Annotated in this window: 22 protein-coding genes and 1 pseudogene; 11 read left to right on the top strand and 12 right to left on the bottom strand. The window is 40.5% G+C overall.

The features are described 5' to 3' along the window. Positions 1 to 90 precede the first annotated feature (90 nt). The 3 genes and pseudogenes from RS893_RS12170 to RS893_RS12160 form a co-directional block, all read left to right on the top strand. Positions 91 to 1,050: pseudogene (locus RS893_RS12170) on the top strand (protein kinase domain-containing protein); the annotation flags it as partial. 1,438 nt (positions 1,051 to 2,488) lie between these two features. Beyond that, on the top strand, positions 2,489 to 3,445 hold the full coding sequence (locus tag RS893_RS12165; RefSeq protein WP_315791386.1) for a 1-acyl-sn-glycerol-3-phosphate acyltransferase: 957 nt from the start codon (positions 2,489 to 2,491) through the stop codon (positions 3,443 to 3,445). A 315-nt stretch (positions 3,446 to 3,760) separates the two neighbouring features. Further along, a complete protein-coding gene (locus RS893_RS12160) occupies positions 3,761 to 4,912 on the top strand; it encodes a DUF711 family protein (RefSeq protein ID WP_315791385.1) in 1,152 nt (383 codons plus the stop codon). A 79-nt stretch (positions 4,913 to 4,991) separates the two neighbouring features. Here the strand turns inward: RS893_RS12160 and RS893_RS12155 are convergent, their stop codons facing one another. Then, entirely contained in the window at positions 4,992 to 5,660 is a 669-nt protein-coding gene (locus tag RS893_RS12155; protein WP_315791384.1) for a 2OG-Fe dioxygenase family protein, read from the bottom strand. 497 nt (positions 5,661 to 6,157) lie between these two features. Here RS893_RS12155 and leuC point away from each other — a divergent pair, with 497 nt between their 5' ends. Next, a complete protein-coding gene (leuC, locus tag RS893_RS12150) occupies positions 6,158 to 7,561 on the top strand; it encodes a 3-isopropylmalate dehydratase large subunit (protein WP_315791383.1) in 1,404 nt (467 codons plus the stop codon). Positions 7,562 to 7,703: 142 nt separating this feature from the next. Beyond that, the gene (gene leuD, locus RS893_RS12145) at positions 7,704 to 8,312 is read left to right on the top strand and encodes a 3-isopropylmalate dehydratase small subunit (RefSeq protein WP_102149985.1); all 609 of its coding nucleotides are present in this window, start codon (positions 7,704 to 7,706) and stop codon (positions 8,310 to 8,312) included. 31 nt (positions 8,313 to 8,343) lie between these two features. Here leuD and RS893_RS12140 read toward each other — a convergent pair whose 3' ends face one another. From RS893_RS12140 to RS893_RS12130, 3 genes are all read right to left on the bottom strand, one after another. Next, positions 8,344 to 8,772, bottom strand: coding sequence for a GFA family protein (locus RS893_RS12140; RefSeq protein ID WP_102149984.1), 429 nt, complete (start codon positions 8,770 to 8,772; stop codon positions 8,344 to 8,346). 118 nt (positions 8,773 to 8,890) lie between these two features. After that, positions 8,891 to 9,790, bottom strand: a complete 900-nt coding sequence (locus RS893_RS12135; protein ID WP_315791382.1) for an AraC family transcriptional regulator — start codon at positions 9,788 to 9,790, stop codon at positions 8,891 to 8,893. A gap of 379 nt (positions 9,791 to 10,169) precedes the next feature. Then, entirely contained in the window at positions 10,170 to 10,985 is an 816-nt protein-coding gene (locus tag RS893_RS12130; RefSeq protein ID WP_315791381.1) for a hypothetical protein, read from the bottom strand. Positions 10,986 to 11,340: 355 nt separating this feature from the next. Here RS893_RS12130 and RS893_RS12125 point away from each other — a divergent pair, with 355 nt between their 5' ends. Beyond that, positions 11,341 to 11,826, top strand: a complete 486-nt coding sequence (locus RS893_RS12125) for a gluconokinase (RefSeq protein WP_315791380.1) — start codon at positions 11,341 to 11,343, stop codon at positions 11,824 to 11,826. Between the two features lie 77 nt (positions 11,827 to 11,903). Here RS893_RS12125 and RS893_RS12120 read toward each other — a convergent pair whose 3' ends face one another. From RS893_RS12120 to RS893_RS12095, 6 genes are all read right to left on the bottom strand, one after another. After that, on the bottom strand, positions 11,904 to 12,884 hold the full coding sequence (locus tag RS893_RS12120) for a carbohydrate kinase (protein WP_315791379.1): 981 nt from the start codon (positions 12,882 to 12,884) through the stop codon (positions 11,904 to 11,906). A 280-nt stretch (positions 12,885 to 13,164) separates the two neighbouring features. Continuing rightward, positions 13,165 to 14,523, bottom strand: a complete 1,359-nt coding sequence (locus RS893_RS12115) for a UDP-N-acetylmuramoyl-tripeptide--D-alanyl-D-alanine ligase (protein WP_315791378.1) — start codon at positions 14,521 to 14,523, stop codon at positions 13,165 to 13,167. Between the two features lie 144 nt (positions 14,524 to 14,667). Next, positions 14,668 to 15,024, bottom strand: coding sequence for a hypothetical protein (locus tag RS893_RS12110; protein WP_315791377.1), 357 nt, complete (start codon positions 15,022 to 15,024; stop codon positions 14,668 to 14,670). Positions 15,025 to 15,271: 247 nt separating this feature from the next. Beyond that, positions 15,272 to 15,676, bottom strand: coding sequence for a KTSC domain-containing protein (locus tag RS893_RS12105; RefSeq protein ID WP_396336445.1), 405 nt, complete (start codon positions 15,674 to 15,676; stop codon positions 15,272 to 15,274). 267 nt (positions 15,677 to 15,943) lie between these two features. Then, complete coding sequence (locus RS893_RS12100; RefSeq protein ID WP_315791376.1) at positions 15,944 to 16,360, bottom strand: secondary thiamine-phosphate synthase enzyme YjbQ; 417 nt, start codon at positions 16,358 to 16,360, stop codon at positions 15,944 to 15,946. Between the two features lie 50 nt (positions 16,361 to 16,410). After that, the gene (locus RS893_RS12095) at positions 16,411 to 16,746 is read right to left on the bottom strand and encodes a DUF4870 domain-containing protein (RefSeq protein ID WP_315791375.1); all 336 of its coding nucleotides are present in this window, start codon (positions 16,744 to 16,746) and stop codon (positions 16,411 to 16,413) included. 260 nt (positions 16,747 to 17,006) lie between these two features. On the opposite strand from RS893_RS12095, the gene RS893_RS30290 reads away from it, so the two are divergent. The 4 genes from RS893_RS30290 to RS893_RS30285 all read left to right on the top strand — a co-directional run bounded on the left by RS893_RS30290 (position 17,007) and on the right by RS893_RS30285 (position 18,410). Further along, positions 17,007 to 17,090, top strand: coding sequence for a DUF3370 family protein (locus RS893_RS30290; RefSeq protein WP_396336460.1), 84 nt, complete (start codon positions 17,007 to 17,009; stop codon positions 17,088 to 17,090). A gap of 91 nt (positions 17,091 to 17,181) precedes the next feature. Beyond that, entirely contained in the window at positions 17,182 to 17,733 is a 552-nt protein-coding gene (locus tag RS893_RS12090) for a Uma2 family endonuclease (RefSeq protein ID WP_315791374.1), read from the top strand. 86 nt (positions 17,734 to 17,819) lie between these two features. After that, positions 17,820 to 18,293, top strand: a complete 474-nt coding sequence (locus tag RS893_RS12085) for a DNA phosphorothioation-associated protein 4 (protein WP_315791373.1) — start codon at positions 17,820 to 17,822, stop codon at positions 18,291 to 18,293. Beyond that, positions 18,294 to 18,410: an HNH endonuclease gene (locus RS893_RS30285; protein WP_396336459.1), complete on the top strand. Its 117-nt coding sequence runs from the start codon at positions 18,294 to 18,296 to the stop codon at positions 18,408 to 18,410. Between the two features lie 164 nt (positions 18,411 to 18,574). On the opposite strand, the gene RS893_RS12080 is transcribed toward RS893_RS30285, so the two are convergent. Continuing rightward, a complete protein-coding gene (locus RS893_RS12080) occupies positions 18,575 to 20,173 on the bottom strand; it encodes a DGQHR domain-containing protein (RefSeq protein WP_315791372.1) in 1,599 nt (532 codons plus the stop codon). A 124-nt stretch (positions 20,174 to 20,297) separates the two neighbouring features. Here RS893_RS12080 and dndC point away from each other — a divergent pair, with 124 nt between their 5' ends. Further along, a complete protein-coding gene (gene dndC, locus RS893_RS12075; protein WP_315791371.1) occupies positions 20,298 to 21,914 on the top strand; it encodes a DNA phosphorothioation system sulfurtransferase DndC in 1,617 nt (538 codons plus the stop codon). Between the two features lie 85 nt (positions 21,915 to 21,999). On the opposite strand, the gene RS893_RS12070 is transcribed toward dndC, so the two are convergent. Continuing rightward, positions 22,000 to 22,245 (bottom strand): helix-turn-helix transcriptional regulator, encoded by a 246-nt coding sequence (locus RS893_RS12070; RefSeq protein ID WP_315791370.1) that lies wholly within the window; start codon positions 22,243 to 22,245, stop codon positions 22,000 to 22,002. Positions 22,246 to 22,323 lie beyond the last annotated feature (78 nt).

Raw genomic sequence — 22,323 nt, 5'->3', positions numbered from 1 at the left:
GGAAAGAAATTAATTAGAAAATTAAAAAATTTAAGGAGATATCAAGAAGGTTACTCTATCATAGATTCCAACACACTCCCTCGCCAAACAATGCTCTGCTGCCTAAATCCCGATTGTCCGAATCCTCAAAATCATGATGGAGTAAAGTATTGCCAGAGTTGCGGCGTCCCATTGATACCACTATTGAGAGGCCACTATCACGTCACTAAGGTGCTTTCAGAAGAGGGTGGATTTGGCAGAACTTACATGGCTGAAGATGTAGATAAGCTGAATGAACTGTGTGTTGTCAAGCAACTAGCCCCAAAAATCCAGGGAACTTACGGATTAAAAAAAGCAATTGAATTATTTCAGGAAGAAGCAAAGCGGCTGCAAGAACTAGGCAAAAATCCACAAATTCCCACTCTTTTAGCTTATTTTGAGCAAGACCATTACATGTACTTAGTACAAGAGTTCATTGATGGCCAAAATTTACTCAAAGAGTTAGAGACACGGGGAACCTATGGCGAAGCCGAAATTCGGGAACTACTGCTAGATTTATTGCCTGTCCTCCAGTTTATCCATGAACGTGGTGTGATTCATCGAGATATCAAACCACAGAATATTATGACGAGATCCCCTCAACCGTTCTTACAAAGAAGAGCTAATTCTTTAGGGGGAGATTTAGTACTGATTGATTTTGGAGCATCAAAGCAACTGACAGCAACAGTCCAGCTAAAACCAGGGACGACAATTGGCTCCTTTGGCTATAGTCCTATTGAACAGATCAAGGGTGGTGAAGCTTACCCAGCTAGTGATTTATTTAGTTTGGGTGCAACTTGCTTTCATTTGCTGAGTGGGATTGCTCCTTTTGGACTGTGGGCGCAACACGGTTATAGTTGGGTGGCAAACTGGCGAGAACATGTGAATAGTCCAGTTAGTGATGAGTTGGGTGAAGTGATCGACAAGTTGTTAAAAGTAGATAAACAGGAGCGTTATCAATCGGCTGATGAAGTGATGGAGGACTTGACACCAAAGCCTTTAGCAGCACCACCACCGCAACAGTCGTCTGTTCCTCCGACTGCACCACCTGCAACACCACCACAACCCACAACCCAACCAACACCGTCAGTAGTAGAGCCGATAACTCAGTTAATGCCTGCGACTACATCTAAAAAGCGATCGCACCTACTATTACAGTTTGTCATCCTTGTAGGACTAGTGATCGGTGCTGGTTTATTTGGGACTTTATGGATGCTTAGTGGAGAAATTTTCGGTAAGAAACATAATAATAATACTCCCTCTGTAAAATACGAGCCATCTGTTATACGATCGACGCCAAGCGATCGCCTGGATGTAATTCAGACAGCAACTGATATACAATTGTTGACAAACACATCACCACCGCAACAAGCGATCGCACCTGCTGGTAGTGTTTTGACAATTCTCAATAGTACAGTAATCACAGCACAGCAGCAAAATCCAGATCAAGTACTCTATGTACGGATATGCTCTGTTGCAAACCTATCCGACCCCTTAGTTCCTATAGAGAGAAAACCTCTGGTCAAAGCAAAGCAAGCATACAGTATAAAATTATCCGAATATCAAAAATTATCACAAGCACAGAATATCTCTACACCCCCACAGGAAATTTTTGCTCAATGTCAGTCACAGCCTAAGCGTACACCTGTATCTTCAAATCAACGAGTCCCAGCCTCAAAACAGACTAATATCACTGGCAAAACTCAATAGTCAAAAACCCACTTTCACAGTGATCAGTTATCGGTTATTGATCACTACTCACTAATAACTGCTCACTGATCTATGTAGACTTAGTACAGCATTTCATTTATTCATAGCGAATTCTATGCAGGAAAACTCTGCGCCCCTCCGCACTTACTTTGCGTCCCTCTGCGTTTAAAAACACTACGATTTTACGCAAAGCTCACCTTAATTAACAAGTCAAAACTGCAAAAATAATTACATATTAATTTTCTTTACAAAGAAAAAGGCAGTAGCAGAATTTAGAAACGTTCTTCGAGCGCATAGAGACATACTATGCACATTTATTGTAGGAAATGTCTCGTAACAAGCTGCTACGTATCTACACATAATTTTCATACCCTTGTCATTAATTATTCCCACAAAATTTGGTATAATTGCTGGTAGCAAACATTAAATTTGCTCCTCACACCACACCGCTGCTCTCTTGTGTGCTAAAGGCAAGAGAGCTTTTTTCTTGGTTATGATGCCTGTAATTATGACAATAGACTAACTGTCTACAAAAAATTCATACCTAAGAGTCTGATTCTTACCTGTTGCCAATAAGTACCTTAGGACATAGAACTAACTGCCCAAATCAAATTACCACTAAGGCAAGCTTTAGCATAGAGTAATAACAACATGCCATTTCACATTAGGTATTTGTGGTTTGTAGGGGTGCATAGCTGTGTGTCCCTACTCTCCAAACCCTAATTATTGGGTTAAATATAAAGAATTGCTAATAAAATTCATGTCCAACAGTCCGCTGATTCCTCACCCAGATTCTAATGATGCACAAGAACCTGTTTTGCCACCAATAACAGAAGCCACAATTCAACGTGCAAAAGAAGGTGTTGCTTATGCACGCGATCGCCATGCTAATGAAATGATCCGCCAAGCGCTACTATCGGCGGAAGCTGTCGCGGAAGGTGGTTCAGAACACAGAGTTAGTGGTGAGTTACGGCGCAAGGTACTGCGGACTCTTATTCATACCTTATTTCGGGTGAAAGTTGATTTTTCAGAACGGATTCCTGCTCAACCAGTGTTAGTTGCAGCTAACCATCTGAATCATATTGATCCATTTTTATTACTGTCAGAATTACCACCTCGTCCCTTCTGCCATATTTTGGGCGATGCTCGTACCCTTTACAACCAGTGGTGGAAACGGCAATTTCTGCATTTTGCTAAGGGAGTTATACCTGTAGAACGGATTTGGAAAGAAGAATTAGCAATAATCCAAGCAGCAAAGATTGGACATAAAGATCTAGCTGAATTAGCAGATGCTATAGAAAAATATGTTCCTACAGGAAACTCTATAGAAATTATGCGGCGACTAGATCGAATTGTTCAAGGCATTTTTGCCCGTGGAGAAAGCGTTATTCTATTTCCAGAAGGAAGACTAGGCAATACTGAAGCTCAGTTGTCAGTTCCTCTCAAACGTGGTGTAGCTATTTATGCCTTGCGTGCTGGAGTACCAATTTTACCTGTAGTCTTAATCGGTACACAAGACCTGTATCTCCGCAAAGAATTAACCGTTCGTTTTGGCAATCCGATCATCTTATCTCAATCTGGCCGTCCTAAAGCACAGCAGGTACAAGCATTATTAGATGAGTTACAAGCGGCGCTAACGGATTTATTACCGAAAGACTATCAAGAACCAAAAGAACCAAAGTTATTACACCACTTTCTCAATCATATGTTTTGGTAAAGTTCAATGCTTTTATGTCTCATTCCTCCCTCCGACAGAGGGGGGATAAACACCGATGATACAGATAAATTGCCTGTTAGTCGCTAAAGTAGTAATTAGAAACTTGGTAATAAATTGTTGGTTTTCTCCATTACGCATTATTAACTTAGTGAATTCACAAGTAGGTAAGTAGAAATAAACATGCCTATAAGGGCAAAGTATTTGTATATGTATTTTGACAACAAAATTGAATGTACTAGTACAAATGCTTTGTCCCTACCCAATGACAAATGACGAATAATTACCTTTATTTGCGGTGACTTACTTCATTTAAATATGATAATTAGAGCGATTACTACAGGTATTTCCTTAGATTCTCCTCATGATCGAGATAAAATCAAGCAAGCAGCAGAATTTAACCAGCAAGCAAAAAATTTATTTGAGCAATTCGGTTATGAAGTTCAAACAACAAGGATTGCTACGAATTCATGGGAAAAATATCTCAAAAACTTTTCGAGAAACGAGATAGTTAATATTATTCAGAAAATAGAACAATTATGTAAAGATCTTAATATAAGTTTCTTTAACATTGGATATGCTAGTCAACCTGAAAATATAGCTATTATTCCAGAAATTAATAAAAGCACATCTATTATTTATTCTTCCTCAAAAATTGGCGACAAAGAAACTGGTATTAACTTTAAGAGTACTTTAGAATCTGCAAAAGCGATTAAACGTATTTCCCAAGAAACTGAAAATGGTTATGGTAACTTTCGGTTTTGTGCTTGGGCAAACTGCAACTCAGGTATACCATTTTTTCCGACTGCATATCATGAAGGTGATACATCTTTTGCTCTTGGTATAGAGTGTAGCGACTTGGTAATGCAAAGTTTTACTCTCGCTAACAATAGTATTCAAATAGCAGAAAAAAGTTTGCGATCGCTTTTAGCAGAAGAATTAACAAAATTAGCAGATCATGCTGAAAAAATATCGGCAAAATTGGGCATCACTTACAACGGTATTGATACATCACTAGCGCCACCATTGAATAAACAAGCAAGTATTGCCTTTGCTTACGAGCAATTAATGGATAGCAAATTTGGCTATCAAGGTACACTCACGGTTTCTGGAATGTTAACTCGTGTTTTAAAAAGTATACCAGTGAAAATCTGTGGTTATTCTGGTTTGATGCTTCCTGTTTGTGAAGATGTAGGCTTAGCAGCCAGAGCAAATGAACAAACTTACAATATTACTAATTTACTACTATATTCAGCTGTTTGTGGTTGTGGACTTGATACAGTTCCCATACCTGGTGATATTTCTATCGAAAAGATTACAGCAATATTAATGGATATGGCAACTTTAGCTATGAAACTAGATAAACCTTTATCTGCAAGATTATTTCCAATTCCAGGTAAAAAAGCTGGGGAAATGACTGCTTTCAATTCCCCATATCTTGTAGATTGTAAAATATTTGCTGTTGATTAAACTTGTGAGTAGTTAGTAGTTAGTGGTGATTGGTTAGTGGATATTTATTTACTACTAACTATTAACAACTAACCACTATCTAATCCGAAAGCAAACTTGGTGAAGTTAATACAAAAACGTCTCTTGTTCCTACCCCGTCAGTTCTAGGTTTAATAGGAGTAGTAAAGTGATAGAATTGATGATCGTTAATTAGTAGTAATTCTCCTGGATAGAGAATTTTATTGAAAACAGGCTTTTCTTTTTTGGGAGTGTATAAATGGGTTTCTCCACCGAGTATATTTTGTCTATCAACAGAAAAGATGCCGATAAAATCAGTACCATCTCGATGGATACCTTCAGGTGCAGGATTACCAAAATTATCTGGTGAACAAGTAGTTCTGATTTGATGCACTCCTATTTCTGCTTCTGGGTGCAGTTTACAAGAGTCACTAAATGCTAAAACTAGGTTTTTAAATATATCTAGTTCTATGAGTGCATCATCTAATTCTGCAAACTCTCTTTTGATATCACCCACTAAGGGATTGTAATCTTTGCTTTGAAATAAATAACCATGAGGCAATTTGATTAATTTATCTTGAGAAACTATGAAACGAGATAGCCTCCTGGTACGATAGTTACCTTTAATGTAAGGGTCAACAGGTAAGTTATTAAAAAATGGTTGAAAACCTTCTGTGCTTATGGAGTTTACCTTTCTGAGAGTAAATAAAAAGGCATATTCCAATTCTGTTGATCCCAGGACTCTTTGCATAAAAATTTCCTCCTGGTATATCGATCTTCTCGATATCCTTCTGCGTTTCATGCCTTGGGGAAGGCTTACATCTCCTAGTGTATGCTATTTTTTATAAAATTGTCGTTAAGTAGACTACAGAAAATGTCATTTTATGGTATAGAAAACTAACTCTCCAGATATAGGGGGACAAAGAAAGGCAAAGGGCACAAGGAAAGGGCCAATTCCTATTTTCAAGACAGACAAGGATGAAAATACCTCTTTCCTATTCCCTGTTCCCTATTTTCAAAACAGAATTTTAGTTATTCATATTTTTTAAGTATTAGTTAGACAACTAAAATATATTGGACATTATTAACCAGCTTTTTTATTGTGGTGATTAAGGCAAGGGTGTAATTAGACGCAACCCTTTAATTTAGAAGGGTAATAAAAAGCTCTTGCCATGGGCATTCAGCTTATCGGGATTCATTATTTTTGATACCATCTAAAAAATGCGACGGCTTAAAACAGATTCAAGTATGAGCAAAGGCACACTGTTTGATAAAGTTTGGGACTTGCACACTGTTGGCATACTTCCTTCAGGACAAACACAACTATTTATAGGACTACACCTGATTCATGAAGTTACTAGTCCCCAAGCCTTTGCTATGTTAAGGGAGCGGGGTTTAAAGGTATTATTTCCAGAGCGGACAGTTGCGACGGTTGACCATATTGTGCCGACAACTAATCAGGCACGTCCTTTTGTTGATGCCCTAGCAGAGGAAATGATGCAGGCGCTAGAGCAGAACTGTAAAGAAAATGGCATTACCTTCCATAATATCGGTTCTGGTAATCAGGGTATTGTGCATGTGATAGCACCAGAACAAGGACTCACCCAACCAGGGATGACGATCGCTTGTGGAGATAGCCATACTTCAACTCATGGTGCATTTGGTGCGATCGCGTTTGGGATCGGTACTAGCCAAGTCCGCGATGTTCTCGCCTCCCAAACCCTAGCCTTATCTAAACTCAAAGTCCGCAAAATCGAAGTTAACGGCACTCTCAAACCAGGTGTATATGCCAAAGATGTCATCCTGCATATCATTCGTACCCTTGGTGTGAAAGGTGGTGTAGGATATGCCTATGAATACGCAGGCACTACCTTTGAGCAAATGAACATGGAAGAACGGATGACCGTCTGTAATATGTCTATTGAAGGCGGTGCGCGTTGCGGTTACATTAATCCAGATCAAGTCACTTACGCATACCTTAAGGGCAGAGACTTTGCTCCTAAAGGTGTAAACTGGGACAAAGCAGTTGCCTGGTGGGAGTCGATCAACAGCGATGCTGATGCCGAGTACGATGATGTCGTAGTGTTTGACGCCGCCGACATTCCCCCTACCGTTACTTGGGGCATTACACCCGGTCAAGGTATCGGCGTTAACCAGTTTGTACCCTCCGCCGAACAACTACCAGAAGAAGACCGCCAAATTGCCGAAGAAGCTTACATCTATATGGATCTAGCACCAGGTCAACCCATACTCGGCACAAAAGTCGATGTCTGCTTTATTGGCAGCTGTACCAACGGCAGGATTAGCGATTTGCGAGAAGCTGCCAAAGTTGTCAAAGGGCGTCAGGTTGCCCAGGGAGTCAAAGCTTTTGTTGTCCCTGGTTCCGAACGGGTGAAACAACAAGCAGAAGCAGAAGGACTAGATCAAATCTTCCAAGCAGCAGGTTTTGAATGGCGCGAACCCGGATGTTCGATGTGTTTAGCCATGAATCCTGACAAACTCCAGGGACGGCAACTCAGCGCTTCTTCTTCTAACCGCAACTTCAAAGGTCGGCAGGGTTCCGCCTCTGGTCGGACTTTGTTGATGAGTCCGGCAATGGTGGCGGCGGCGGCGGTCAAAGGTAAAGTCTTCGATGTGCGCGAGTTGTTGTAGGGATCAGGGATCGGGGATCGGTGATTGGTAGATCGGGTAAAATACTTTTTCCCCTGTCTCCCTTGTTTCCCCTTCTCCCTTGTCTTTCTTGTCTCCCCTGTCTCCCTTATCCCCAATCCCTTATTCCCTAATTAAGAATCTTATGGTAAGTGAAGTTAAAGCTGTTTCCGGTCGTGGTATTCCTTTGCTGGGTGATGATATTGATACTGACCGCATTATTCCTGCCCGTTTTTTGCGCTGTGTTACCTTTGATGGTTTGGGTGAACATGTATTTGCTGACGATCGCGCTGCACTCAAAGGAGAACATGTTTTTGATCAAGTGCAGTATCAAGGCGCAAAGATTTTAGTAGTAAACCGTAACTTTGGTTGTGGTTCTTCACGGGAACATGCACCCCAAGCGATCGCAAAATGGGGTATTCAAGCATTAGTAGGTGAAAGCTTTGCGGAAATCTTTTTTGGCAACTGTGTAGCGATGGGCATTCCCTGCGTTACTGCTGATTCTACCACCGTCAAACAACTGCAAGAACTCATTGCTGCTAATCCCCTAGCGTCTGTGACAGTTAATTTAGAAACCATGCTGGTGCAATATGGTGATTTTTCTGCCCCCATCTCAATGGGAGAAGGTGCGAAAAATATGTTTGTTTCCGGTACTTGGGATGCTTGCGGGCAGTTGGTAGCACAGACAGACCAAATTCGGGCAACAGCAGCAAAATTACCGTACTTGAGTTGGAGTAAAGTCGCTGCCAGCTAAAAGATCGAAAGCATCAATGCATACAGTCAATCTATGTATGTGCATCGGTTGGCATCAATGGCATTTTGGCAAATTTGGGTAGATCCGGGTTCATGTAATCCCAAGGCTGGGCGCTAGCTGTGTAAATATCCATTGTAGGTTTGAACCAGCTTGGATCATCGAGACTTCCTGCTAAAATGCCCATAAGCTCAGGATTCGGGGGCTTGCTAAATAATAGCGAACCACAGTTCGGGCAAAAACCACGACTAACAGTGCTTCCACTATCACCAATCACATCATAATATTTCACATCTCCGGTGATAGTGACTGCACTTTGCGGCACGAGAAGCCCAGAGGCATAGGCACTTCCTGTTGCCCGTTGACAATCGCGACAATGGCAATTCCCCATGCCAATGGGTTCGGCTGAACATTCGTAACGGACAGATCCGCACAGACAACCGCCAGTAAATTTGGTGGACATAAGAATATCTCTCCTATGTTGATTCTTTGACGCAAATACTATCTGTGTCCTTAATTCCAAAGTAGCGATCGCACTCTTATTTGGTCTTACAAGTTTTTACTTTTTTTACAGGTTTTTGCTATTTTTCTCGAACGACCTTAGGTGTGACTCCCAGCAGGCGCTTGAAATGGCTGGTTAAATGCCCCTGATTAGCAAAGCCGACCTTATAAGTAATATCCGCAATTGATAAGTCACTTTTAAGGAGAAGTTCTCTCGCACGTTCAACTCGACACTTGATGACAAACTGATGAGGTGAGTATCCTGTTGATTGTTTGAATAATCGAGAAAAGTGAGACAAACTCATCTGAGCCAAAAAAGCCAATTCACTCAAGCTAATATTGCATTCAAGGTTGGCATGGATGTAATCAATGACCTGTTGTAATTTATACTTAGGCAAGCCACTTGTTGTAATTTGCTCCTTTTGTTTGCCAAAGGCGTAGTGGTGGAAAAGATGGGTAACAAGAAACGTTGCCGCAGATTCAGCATATAAGCGGCTAGAATACCGATTCTGTTCTAGTTCAGTTTTCAGCGCCAGCCCAATTTGATAAATTAACGGATCAAACGCTGGAAATTGAGGAAGAAGTTCAACACAACCCAGGTCAATCGATTCCGAAAGAGTGCGGGCAAGAAAATCGGAATTAAAACCTAAGGTAATGCCTTTGCTTTTTTGGTTGTCTGATTGCCAATAAGCTGTGCCGCGTGGAATGATTAGACTATCACCCGTAACAATGGAGCTTTTTTGTAATCGTCCATTAATTCGCGCTTCAACAACATACCCAGACGATAAATCTGTATAAATATGAATCGCATTTGCCGGAAAGATCACCTCATCTGGCAACGCACTGGCACTCCTGCTATAAGTGAACTGAAAGCGAATACCGCCCCAACCCGAATCGTCGTTGGATAGTAGAGATTGACGATTGAAGCTTTCTAAAATTGCCTTTTCTACAGCACAGGATTCATGCTCTGTCTTTAACATAACTCTCATACCAATTTTGGATTTTGCGAAAAGTTTGTAGACACAAAGTGGCTTAAGGCTAGGGTGCGGAGGTTTCCTCCGTTAGCGTAAGCGCAAAAAGCGGTAGCGAGGCTCAAAGCTTTTCAAGACGGATTTTGGATTTTAGATTGGGAGTCTTTGCTAAAAGGCTATTCCAGCAATTTCAAACAATACTAACTATCGCAATTTGGTATTACATTATTGAATCAGCTGATGAGAAAAATTAGAAGACAGCAACCAAAAATATACAATACAAAATTAGCTACCAACGCATGACCTATCTGTGTCCATCGGTGTGCATCGGTGGTCGATTTTTAAAACATGATATTTGTCATACCTTCAACCCAAATCATAAATTATTTCACTTAATCTCTTGCAGTAACCTAACATCTCCTCGCTGTTCCACTGCCCCACGAACTCGTTTCCACAGTTCCAAATCATTTTGATAAATACTTAAAGCAGCGATCGCATTCTTAGCATCTAAGTTTTTACCCTCAGTAATCAGTAATATTAAAAACTCAAATGCTGGCTCGTTTCGCAACATGGCGATCGCTAACAGTCCAGTTCGAGATAGTTCTACATTTTTTGTTTGTTCCCACCAACTTTTGAGTGTAGCAAATGCTGCATCTAATCTGGATTCACCTAACGCTAGGGCTGCTAGTTCACAAACTTGCTCCTCTGGGGCAAACAGGAAACTAGCAACTAAAGGGAGTGACTGCTGGGGAGCAAGTTGCAACAGGGCTGTGAAACACTCGGATAAAACTTCAGGTGCTGAATCACCAAGACGGACTTTCAAACGCAATAATGATACACCCTGGGGATTGGTACTGTAGGCGATCGCACGGGCAGCAGCAACCCTAGCTTCTGGTTTAGAATCAGCTAGCAAATCTGCTAGTTCGTTCATCACATCCGCGTAGTTCATCCTCACCAAACCTAAGGCACATATTCCCCGTAGATGGGCAGCAGTATCTTCTTTACCTCCCCAAACTGGTTCCATCTGCACGTGCCTAATACCTTGCAAAAACAAGCTTTCGTCGCTGTATTCCAGGTAGTAAAGTGTTTGGGCAATTTCTTTTTTAGCTAGGCAACCTCCATCTGTTACCGTAGGATTGACCAGCATCCGAGTAAAAGCTGCTACTAAATCAGGAATTAGTTCAACAATGGCAAACTTACCCACTATCTTTGCGGATCTGGCGATGGCAACAGAATACTTACTGTTGAGGACTTGGCGCAAGCTGGCGATCGCTTCTTCTGTGGTAGGATTTTCTTAAATTTGAGAAAGGATAGAGAGAATTTCTTCCTTTTTTTGTGATTTAGCCATGTGTCAAGAAATAGGGGTGTAGGGGAATAAAGGTATAGAGGTGTAGGGAAAAGGAAAGCATTTACACTCCCACACCCTTACAAGGGGCTTAGTCTCTAGCTACGGATACTCTTGAGGACTATGGGCAATTTCCAAAAGTTTGTAAGCTTAGTAAAGTAAATTGTTTTTACTAGTATAAGTACATTAGTACCAGCAAGAACACAAACAATAAATGGTAATTCTGGTCATGGGTGTTTCCGGTTCCGGTAAAAGCACCATCGCTAAACTATTAGCAGATTCTTTGCACTGGGAATTTAGTGACGCTGATAATTTCCATTCGCCTGAAAACATCGACAAAATGCGGCGTGGAATATCTCTAGATGATGGCGATCGCTTACCCTGGCTGCAAGACATACAAGCAGCGATCAAAAAATGGTTGGAAGACAATCAAAATGTAGTACTGGCGTGTTCTGCGCTCAAAGCAAGCTATCGTCAGTATTTTTTTATTGGTGATGAACGCATCAAGTTAGTTTATCTCAAAGGTTCATTTAATTTAATTCAAAAACGCCTGATTCAGCGACAAAATCACTTTATGTCTGAAAAACTCCTTAAGAGTCAGTTTGATACTCTTGAAGAACCTGCTGATGCTTTATATGTAGATATTTCAGCACCACCAGAGGTAATTGTGCAAAATATTCGGCAGAGTTTGGGGATTTAAAAACCAAATAATCAATACTTACAAATCAACAAATCCCCTACATCCCCACACCCCTAGATGTCTATATCCTTATCTCCTTACACTCCTATTTCTTGACTTAAAAAAGCTTCCACTTCCTCTTTTGTTGGTTGAGATGCGATCGCTCCTGGTTTCATTGTGGTTAAGGCTCCGACAGCGCTGGCATAGGTGACAATTTGTTTAGCTTTTACTGGATCGCTCAAGCTTTTAATTCCATGCATAAGCACTTGATAGATAAACCCAGCAACAAAACTATCTCCTGCTCCAGTTGTATCAGCAACAGTAACAGCAAAGGCAGGTAACTCACCATCGTGTTCTTCAAATGAGTAAGCACAACCGTGTTCCCCATTTGTCACTATCACACCCTCCACGGAGTCAAGACGGTTTAAAATTTCCCTGGGTTTTCTGGTGTCAAAAAGCCATTCAGCTTCTTCTAGTGAAAGTTTGAGAAAATCGACTTGCTTGAATAAGGCGCGAATTGTTTGCGGCGCTATATCAGGGTTAGGCCAAAACACAGGACGCCAATTCACATCAAGTAAGACCTTGAGATTATATTCTTCCGCTAGTTCCAAAGCCCGATGAATTGCTTTGCCACTTTCTGGATAAGCTAATTCCAAAGTACCTAAGACTAAAAAATCTGCTGCTTCAAATAGCTTGATTGGCAATTGATTAGCTTCCAGGCGGGTATCAGCAAATTCTGTGGTGTCGTACTGTCCAAATCCGGCAAAGTGGCGATCGCCTGCGAGAGAGCGAACTACATAAACTTGTCGCGTCGGTGCTGTTGGATGGCGCTGTACGCCTGTTGCGTCTACACCAACTTTTTGCAGTAAGTCTACCAGTTCATGGCCTGGCTGATCTTCGCCTACACAACCAATAAATCCCGTTGGTATATCCAGTTTTACTAAGGCACAAGCTACATTAGCTGGCGCTCCCCCCGGATAAGGAGTCCAGGACTCCACCTCCTCAAGTGATCGCCCCAACTGATCAGCTAAACAATCAAACAAAACTTCACCCAGGCACAAAACACGGGAATTACTCATCTGAATTTAATTTTTGGAAGATGATTTTCCAGTAAAAAATCTACTATAATTTCTATTATTTTGGCGGCGAGATTTAATACAATTACACAGCTTTTTTTATATTTATAAACATGTTGGTGATGTGCTTGCTAAAAATGCTTTTTTAATGTATAATCCAAATTTTTAATTATGGATTGTGTCATATTTGATTTAGGGACGGTTTTTATCATCCATCCCTAAAAAATATTAATTTCTCTTGTAAATAGCCAATGCTACAGTCATGAAGTAAAACTTTACATTTCTAAGAATTGGAAAATTCGGCGCGTAATTGACTCACAACTCGATCTAATCCGACGGAATGGGCTGCTTTAAAAAGAATGCGATCGCCTTCCTTCATTAACGTCTTCAATCTAGCTGTCAAATCTGCATGAGTTGCAAAACATTCAGAGGGAACACCCTTAGCACTCTGAGCGATCGCTTCGGCGTCTTGTCCATCTACTAAAACTAACAAAGCATCTAAATTCAACTTCTGCACAGTTTCGCCGACTCGTTGATGCAATTGGCGCGATCGCTCTCCTAATTCTTTCATTGCACCCAGTACGGCTATGCGGCGTTTGCCTGGTGTTTGTGCTAATAAGTTTAAAGCTGCTAGCATAGCTTCTGGTGCAGCATTATATGTTTCATCTAAGATTACCACATCATTGGGTAATGCAAACCGTTGCGATCGCCCAGTTGGCATATCTACTGTTATCCCTGATTTCAGGTACGACCAATTAATACCCAATACCTGGGCCACTGCCAAAGCAGCCATGTAGTTAGCGGCGATGTGACGACCGGGCATTGGTAGAGGTAATTGCATATCTGCGACTGCTAAGGTATCGCCATCAATCAACTCTCCTTGGATGTCTCCGCCAGTAAAACCAAAAGTTATGATCTTGCCTGACCAAACTTTTGCTGCTGTTTCAATTAACAAGGGATTGTCATAGTTGAGAATTGCTACACTATCTTTGGGCATTTGCGCCAATAACTCACACTTGGCAGAAGCGATCGCCGCTTCCGAACCGAGTAATTCTATATGTGCTGTCCCGACGTTGGTAATAACGCCAATAGTGGGACGTGCGATTTGTGTTAGTTCGGCAATTTGTCCTTGACCCCGCATCGCCATTTCCACCACGGCGAAATCATGTTCTGCATTCAACTCCAACAGAGTTTTTGGTACACCAATTTCGTTGTTGAAATTAGCATGAGTCTTATGAACTTTTCCTTGAGTTGCCAAAACGGCGGCGATTAATTCTTTAGTAGTAGTTTTACCTACAGAACCAGTGACTCCAATTACCGGGATATCAAAGCGATCGCGCCACCATCTGCCAATTTTCTGATAAGCCTGGAGAGTATCTTCTACCTGTAATACAGGAAATTGCGGATCTGGGTATGCAAAATCAACAATTGCAGCTAACGCGCCTTTAGCGATCGCCATTGGTACAAATTCGTGTCCATTAAACTTTTCGCCGCGTAAAGCTAAAAAAATTTCACCCGGTTTGAGAATACGGGTGTCTGTTTGTATACCGTAACTTAATTTTGCTAAGGCTGCATCCGATAAATTAGCTCCTTTGGCTGCAAGAACATCTATGATTTGACTTAAAGTGGCAAAACAAGCCATAGTGAGAGATTTTTCAGTTTCCAAAATTTTGATCGTAAATGGTTAGTAGTTTACTACTACCTTTGTCAAAGTGAGTAAAATTGTTGGACGAAAAAATTTCTCTTTTCTCTGGGCTGTTGACTTTATGCAGCAAAGCGGATAGATTCAGCCAAACCAATGTGAAGGAGCTAAACCAGGGTCAACTTCTTCAGGTATTTGTAAGCTTAACTGTTTTTCCCGTTTGTACATAATGTTCTCAATACCCTGACGGATTAAATCTTCTATGCAATACTTGTCTTTGAGCGAACACATCAAAGACCCTAAGTTCAGACATGGTTGTTGATCTTCTTCTGCAACCACATAGCAATTTGAGACTTGACTTAGGACGTGTGCAATTAGTTCTTGGCGGAGATCGGGAATAGAGAAAGCTTGCTGATAAGGATGATGAGGATAAGTTTCCAGAACATCTTCTATACAGCTAACAGCTACTGGCAATGTTAAATTAAAAATGGTTTTAGTCATGATTTATCAATCCTCAGCTTGTAATCTTCCTGTTTATCAAATTTATTGCTGATAGAGGTATGACCAGAGATCGGAAATAGATAGGTTTTGATCTTAAATTTAACGAAAGAATTTGAGGAAGTTGTGAGTATTGAATCATCAACAGCCAATATTAAAAAAAGTAAAGGCTAATCGCCAATAGCAATTTACTATCAGCAATTAGCCAGAAGCACCAGGAACGTTTAAATAAGGTAATTATCAGCAATAATCATCTATATTCATACTGATATTCACCTCTAACATTTTTATTGAAATATTTACCAATAGAATTAGCTTGATGTAAATCTTGCCAAGTATCTTGGTCTATGTCTGAATATTGATATACTGCACCGTTGTGAAACTCAATCTGTAAAATATTTTTGTCGCCGTCATAGCCTATAGCATTTACCATTGATGAATTCATTGGCAACATTGCAATTGATTGCTCATATGCAGGCAAATCTTTCGCTTCCGCAACGATTTCATTTAAATGTTGCAGTCCTTCAAAAGCTGCGACTAGTGCAGGAATTTTTATAAACTCTAGCTCATTACCTAAATCGAGTAATAACTGTAAATTTCCCTGAGAGTGAGCGATCGCTACTACATTACTTAAGTCCAGTTTCGATAGCTTCATCAATAATTTGCTCTCCTATTGGCAAAACAGTTTCTATTTTTGGTAGATTTTTATGCAAGAGTAAATTCATATAGTACAAAAGTACTATATAACTGCTCACTAGTCAAGCCTTTGTCAAAAAAAAATTGTAGAGATACACAGATACAAGGGACGTGGGCACACACAGATACAGGAATGCAGAGAGATTTGAATGATAAGTAATACAAAGTTACGCCTATACAGCGTACCCTCTCTCCCAAGTCGTCCTCCTTGTCCTTCTTGTCTCCCTTATTCTCCGTAAACAGTTACCATTACTTGGCGCTGGCGGGGCTTGATATCGCATTCTAAATGAAAAATTTGTTGCCAAGTACCCGAAACTAATCTGCCATCGCGCAGGGGAAGCGTGATTTCCGGCCCCAACCATGTAGCTTGCAGGTGGGAGTGTCCGTTACCATCATGCCAGGTTTGCTCGTGTCCGTATTCGCGACTGGGTGGAATTAGCTTGTTGAGGATATCTGGCAAATCCCGTTGCAGTCCAGGTTCAAATTCAATTGTGCCAATTGCTGCTGTACTACCAACATTAAATACATTAACCATACCAACCCTCACACCAGATTTTTTCACAATCTGGTTTACTTTATCGGTAAGGTCATGCATATCACCGTTACCTTTAGTAGAAATTATGATTTGCTCTTGGTAAACCATACTGAAAAAAGGGGTATAAAGGTGTCAAATTATTAAAATATGATTTACCTCTAAACCAAACGAAAGATTAATGGGTAGCGGTAAGGTATATTGGGTTGACTGAGAACCCGAACAATAGCAATAATTGGCATAACCAAACTAATAATCCATAAAGCAATCAGAAACGGAACACCAATTAGAATAATCGACAGCAACCCAAAAAAGAGCGCATAAATATAAAGGTTGATGTGAAAATTTAGGGATTCTTTGGCATTTTCCTTTACTGTAGGGTCATTGCTGATAAACAAGATTGCAATGGGTATGCCGATAGACACAATCAAAGAGCTAAAAAATATTGCCCCATGACTCAGCGCTGACAAAAGCTTGCGTTGGGCTAGATCTTCCATAATACAGCCTCTGAGTTTGCGTAGTTCTTGTTACTCTTCGATTCTAGTTGGTATCGCCATTATTCTGCCAGAACATATGTTTGCCTTATCTTGAATACAGTTCCCAAAAGCGATCGCTTTTTGAATATGTGTCTTATTTTATAAATGATGGAATTTGGTGTGATTGCTTGGCAATTGTGGCGAAATAGTTCCTTGTTTATTGCTTTTATTTCAACTCTGTTGTGATCTAGCGTCTACGCTGTTTGTGACACTTAAAATCATTGGTAAGGCGAAAAATACCGTCCAGTGCTAAAAAAGAGGTGCAGATAGACTTCCTTTATCCTCCTGATTCTACTCCACCATAGGTACTAATGCTGAGAAGGCAGGATAGGCTATTTAGAAATAAGGAGTGCGATCGCAATTCTTGAATTTAGAAAATATAAGGTAAGGTGTTTGATGAGTATAAAAGCTGAAGCAACTATTGAAGATTTATACCGCTTACCTGAAAATAGCAAAGCGGAAATTGTAAATGGAAAACTGATATTGATGTCTCCAACTGGATTTTTACCAGGACGTGCAAGTGGTGAAATTTACGTAAGTTTGCGCAATTATGAATGCCGTACTAAAAACGGTTATGCTTTGCCTGATAATGTAGGCTTTATTGTTAATCTTCCTAACCGTCGTTCTTTCAGTCCAGATGCTGCATTCTACATTGGGAAACCAACGGGTGGAAAGTTTCTTGATGGTGCGCCTGCTTTTGCTGCTGAGGTGAGAAGTGAAAATGATTATGGTGCAGTAGCAGAGGAAGAGATGGCAGCAAAGCGTCGTGATTACTTTGCAGCAGGTACGTTAGTAGTGTGGGATGTAGATGTTCTCAAAGAAGAAGTGATCCGAGTGTATCGTGCTAGCAATCCTGAACAACCGCAAGTGTATCGTCGTGGGGAAGTAGCGGAAGCTGAAACTGCTGTGCCAGGATGGTCTATGCCAGTGGATGATTTGTTTGTTTAGGAAATGAACCACTAAGACGCCAAGAGAAGAAAGTGCGATCACTGTGGGCTTTCAGTTAAAATTGCAACAAAGTAGATATCAGAACAATGGCTGAAACTGGCAGAATTAGAGTTGCAAAAGATAAAGCTGAATTAGTAAAGGCTTTAACATCGGCAGATGGTGGTACGGGCCCTTTTCAAACCTTTGCTGATGTAGTTATTTTTGCTGCTGCTTTGGGTGCAAAGCATAAAAAGCGAGTTCCTCTAGGCGAAATTTCTAAAAGAGAACCATCGCCAATTCCTCAAGAACAGTTTCTTGTCAGGGGATATGATACGGTAATAAATTTAATTGCGATCGTGGAAACTCAAGACATAAAAGTTTTATCTTTTCATGATGAAAAAAATAACGAAAAACGTAATTTACTCTTTGAAGAATACGCCAATGGCGGACTTGAAATATTACAGGTTGAACTCAGAGGTGCAGTAGATTACTCAGAGCGAATTTTATTGATTCTCAGTTCTGAAAGATTCCAGGATAAATCCGAACAAGAGGAGTTTGATTTAAGTAGATTCATTTCATAGCTGTTTATAAATTCAGATGCAGAATTTTACGACAATATAATTATTAACGGAATATCTTTCTGCAAAAATCATCACTGGGCTTTTGATAGGTCTTGGTTTACTGTAAATAAACAATAGAGAATTTTAGTTAGCAAAGGTTTGGAAGAAGAATCTCCCCACACTAAGGAGAAAAACGGAGCTTAGCTAAACTAGAAGAACATTGCCATAAATTTGAAAGATAATTATAGGACAGGTAGATATCGCCTTTGGTTTAATAAAAACGTCTCTTTAACTACACGAAATTATAAGACAGGTGGAAGTCCTACCTGCTTTGGTTCAACGAACTTACCATCAAAACCTATGGTTTTATTTTCTACAGTTCTGGCTTTAGCCAAATCCTTACGAAGTTCAGCACGTTCCATTTGATCCTGAATTCCACCCAAAATATAAATTAGTAACTTCGCTGCCAGGTCCCGTCCAGCCACCTGCACACGCTTTTTATTTGGGTCATACAAAACGCCATACCACAGAGATTGCGGATATTCCATTCCACTAAAACCGCCTTGCTGGTCAAATTTTCGTAGCTTTTTAAAAATATCTTCCAGGTTAAATCCTTTTCGGAAAATCAGGATACCCAAAGCTTGCGCTAAAGCAACTTGAGCAACAGGACGGAAAAGCATATTTCCTTCACCACCATCCTTTTCAAAGCTGAATCTTCGCAAGGCTGGTGTATCTTCATCTTCCAAAAGCTTATAACTAGGAAGGCTTGCTAAATAGTCAAAAAATTTGTGAAATTCCTCTATTCCGTCTTCAAGTTCCTGATTATCTGGACGGATGGGAATCAAACCTTTGTCTAAGGGTTTCCAATGAGGAAATTTTTGTCCTAAATATCGCTCAGACATATCTGTCAGCGCTTGTAGTGTTGTCAAAACCGTTGATTTAGCTGCAACTGTGGCGCTATTCCAATTAACACGAGGTTTTCGACCTTCACACTGTTCCAAAAGTGGATGGATCACAGCAATTTTTCTTGCAACAATCGAAAAACCATCATCTTCATTCAACTGTGCTAGTTGACCTTTAGTCAAAGGTGCAGCCATCAAATTGACATGAACAAAGATCGATCTCACCCTTCGCCTTGCTTGTTTGCGGGTTTCACCTTTCTCGACTGCACAAATAAACTCAATACCAATTTTTTCTTTGGGTAAACTTTGCAGATCAGCTGGCTGAACATTGTACTGCTCTATCAAATCATCTACTGTAATAAAAGTGTCGTCAGGAGTTTTATCTTTCTTGTAACGTTGAAGTTTACCAGTTTGCAGCAACTCCATTAACCCCTGTACCCCCATGAGTCGATGCTGACCGTCTAGTGCATAAATAGTGAGATCTTTTTCAGCAATACTGAGCAGACCAACATTGCCTTCTTGATCTAAGGGTGTAAAAACTGTGGTAGATTTTAGAGCGATCGCATGATGATTCCATTCGGTAGCCTTGGGATTATCCACCCAAGGTTGATTAATTACCACCAGTACCGGAGGAAACTTATGATTTTTACGAGATGCTAGATACTGAGCTAGAGGTAATTGGCGCGACCAATCAAGGGGACGCTGCTGAATTTCATCAATACTCTCAGCATCAATTTCAATGTTATCTGTGTGAGGATTATATTTTTGTTGAAGCAATGGTAAAGCAGAAGCAAAGTGAACCCGATGTGCAAACCATTCCAAGGTAACAGAACCTATATAAGCTTCGTTACCACCCATTTCAGTTTTTTGAACTAGAATATAATTTTTCTGATTTGTGAACTTTTCTAGCAGAATTGCTAGTGCTTGTTTATCTTTATTGTCTAGTTCTATATCTCTACTCTTCATGTCAGCAGTCAGATTAGCTGCATTTTTATTCATGTTAATTTTTAACACCTGAAATCATAGTCCAGATTATTTTTGTACAAAAATTGGATTTACTGATAAAGTTTTTAAAAACCTTAAAGGTTTTGACCTTTAAGGTGGAGTTCCGAGGTAAGGAGAAATGGTCATCGCACAACAGCCAGAAAACAAAAGTCAGCAACTGCGTACTGTAGCAGAGTTTGTAGAAGATGTCCAAGCTCTCACTACTGAAATACAACAGTTATACTGTTTAGACGAAATACCCTGGTGTGTCGGATATAGTGGTGGTAAAGACTCGACCGCAATTTTGCAGCTGATTTGGAATGCGATCGCAGCACTCCCACCCGAAAAGCGGACTAAGACTATCTATGTCATTACAACAGATACCTTAGTAGAAAACCCTGTTGTTTCTGCTTGGGTACGCAACTCTTTAGAACAGATGAAGGTTGCAGCAAAAGAACAACAAATGCTGATTGAACCTCATCTGCTTTATCCAGCAGTTAAAGATACTTTTTGGGTAAACTTAATTGGAAAAGGCTATCCAGCACCGCGTAATAGATTTAGATGGTGTACTGAACGTTTGAAGATTCAACCAGCCGATAGTTTTATTCGTTCAGTAATTCGTTCTAGTGGTGAAGTGATTCTTGTGCTAGGTACGCGCAAAACAGAAAGCGCAAAACGTGCTAGTACAATGGCTAAACATCGAGAGTGGCGAGTACGCGATCGCCTTAATACAAATCCTAACCGACCTAACTCACTAATTTATCTACCTATCGAAGACTGGAGTACTGAAGAAGTTTGGATTTATTTGAATCAGTGGAAGAACCCTTGGGGATACAGCAATAAGGACTTATTCACTATGTATCGAGGTGCAACAGCAGATAGTGAATGCCCCCTTGTTGTCGATTCCTCTACCCCGAGTTGTGGTGATTCTCGTTTTGGGTGTTGGGTATGCACAATGGTTAATAAAGATAAATCTATGGAGGCAATGATTCAAAATGACGAAGAAAAAGAATGGATGCAGCCTCTATTAGATATTCGTAATGAATTAGATGTTGATAACGACTACGATAAGAGAGACTTCCGCAGGATTTGGGGTGAAGTCACACTCTTTGAACGCAATGTAGACGGAGAAACTTCAGTTGAACCAATACACGGCCCTTATACCAAATATTGGCGGGAATATTGGCTAAGACGAGTATTAGAAGCGCAAATACAAATCCGGCATACAGCCCCAGAAAATATGCGTAATATCACTTTAATGACGCTGGAAGAACTAAGCGAAATTCGCCGGATTTGGCTAGAACATAAACATGAATTTGATGATAGTTTACCCCGCATATATAAAGAAGTGACAGGAGAAGAATTTCAAGATCCGCGCCCTGGTGCTGATTATAGTCTCTTGGGTAGCGATGAATGGGCTGTGCTGGAAGAAATCTGTGAAGGTGACGCCATGCACCTGGAATTAATGGCGAAGCTATTAGATACGGAACGTCAGTTTCGTAAAAAAGCGCGCCGTACAGGAATATACGATGCGCTAGAGAAATGTTTTGAAACTAGTTCTCGCTCACTCGAGGAAGCAGTTAAAAATGCTTATTTGAAAAGAGATTTAAAAACAGCTGTTACTCAAGGTGATGTGGCAAAGGTGAAGCAGCTGACTTTGGGAGATGTTGTAAAAGAAGAAATAACAGATGCGTCTTCTGCTAAACCTAAGACTTGGGCGAGTATGAAGTTTCAAAAGAAGGAAACAACGTCTTGAGAGTTTAAGTACATATTTGCATAAATTAAAACGCAAAGGAGCGCAAAGGAAAGCGCAAAGGGGCGCAGAGTTTATGCAATTTTTACTAAGGGTGTTTCTGATCCTCAGTAGAGTCTCCTAAGTACAATCTGATAAATTCTTGTGCTGCTGCTGGATTAATTTGTTTAAGCGCATCACGAATTTCTAGCACCGTTTCAGCAACAGGATCTCTAATTTCGTACACCCAACGATGAACATTTGGTCGTCCTGTCCCCATTGTCACTGCTAATTGATTTTGGCTAATGCCATAGGTTTCTAACACTTGTTTGAGTGCTTTTCCTGCTTTTCCCATGCCTTTGATTGTGTCAAAGGCTCATGACTGAGTAAATGTTACCCATAGGTAACAAAAGGTGTAAGATTGCTTATTTGT

Source organism: Fischerella sp. JS2 (assembly GCF_032393985.1).
Classification (GTDB): domain Bacteria; phylum Cyanobacteriota; class Cyanobacteriia; order Cyanobacteriales; family Nostocaceae; genus Fischerella.
Note: the sequence above shows the minus strand (reverse complement) of the source record. Positions and strands in the feature narration are given on the sequence as shown.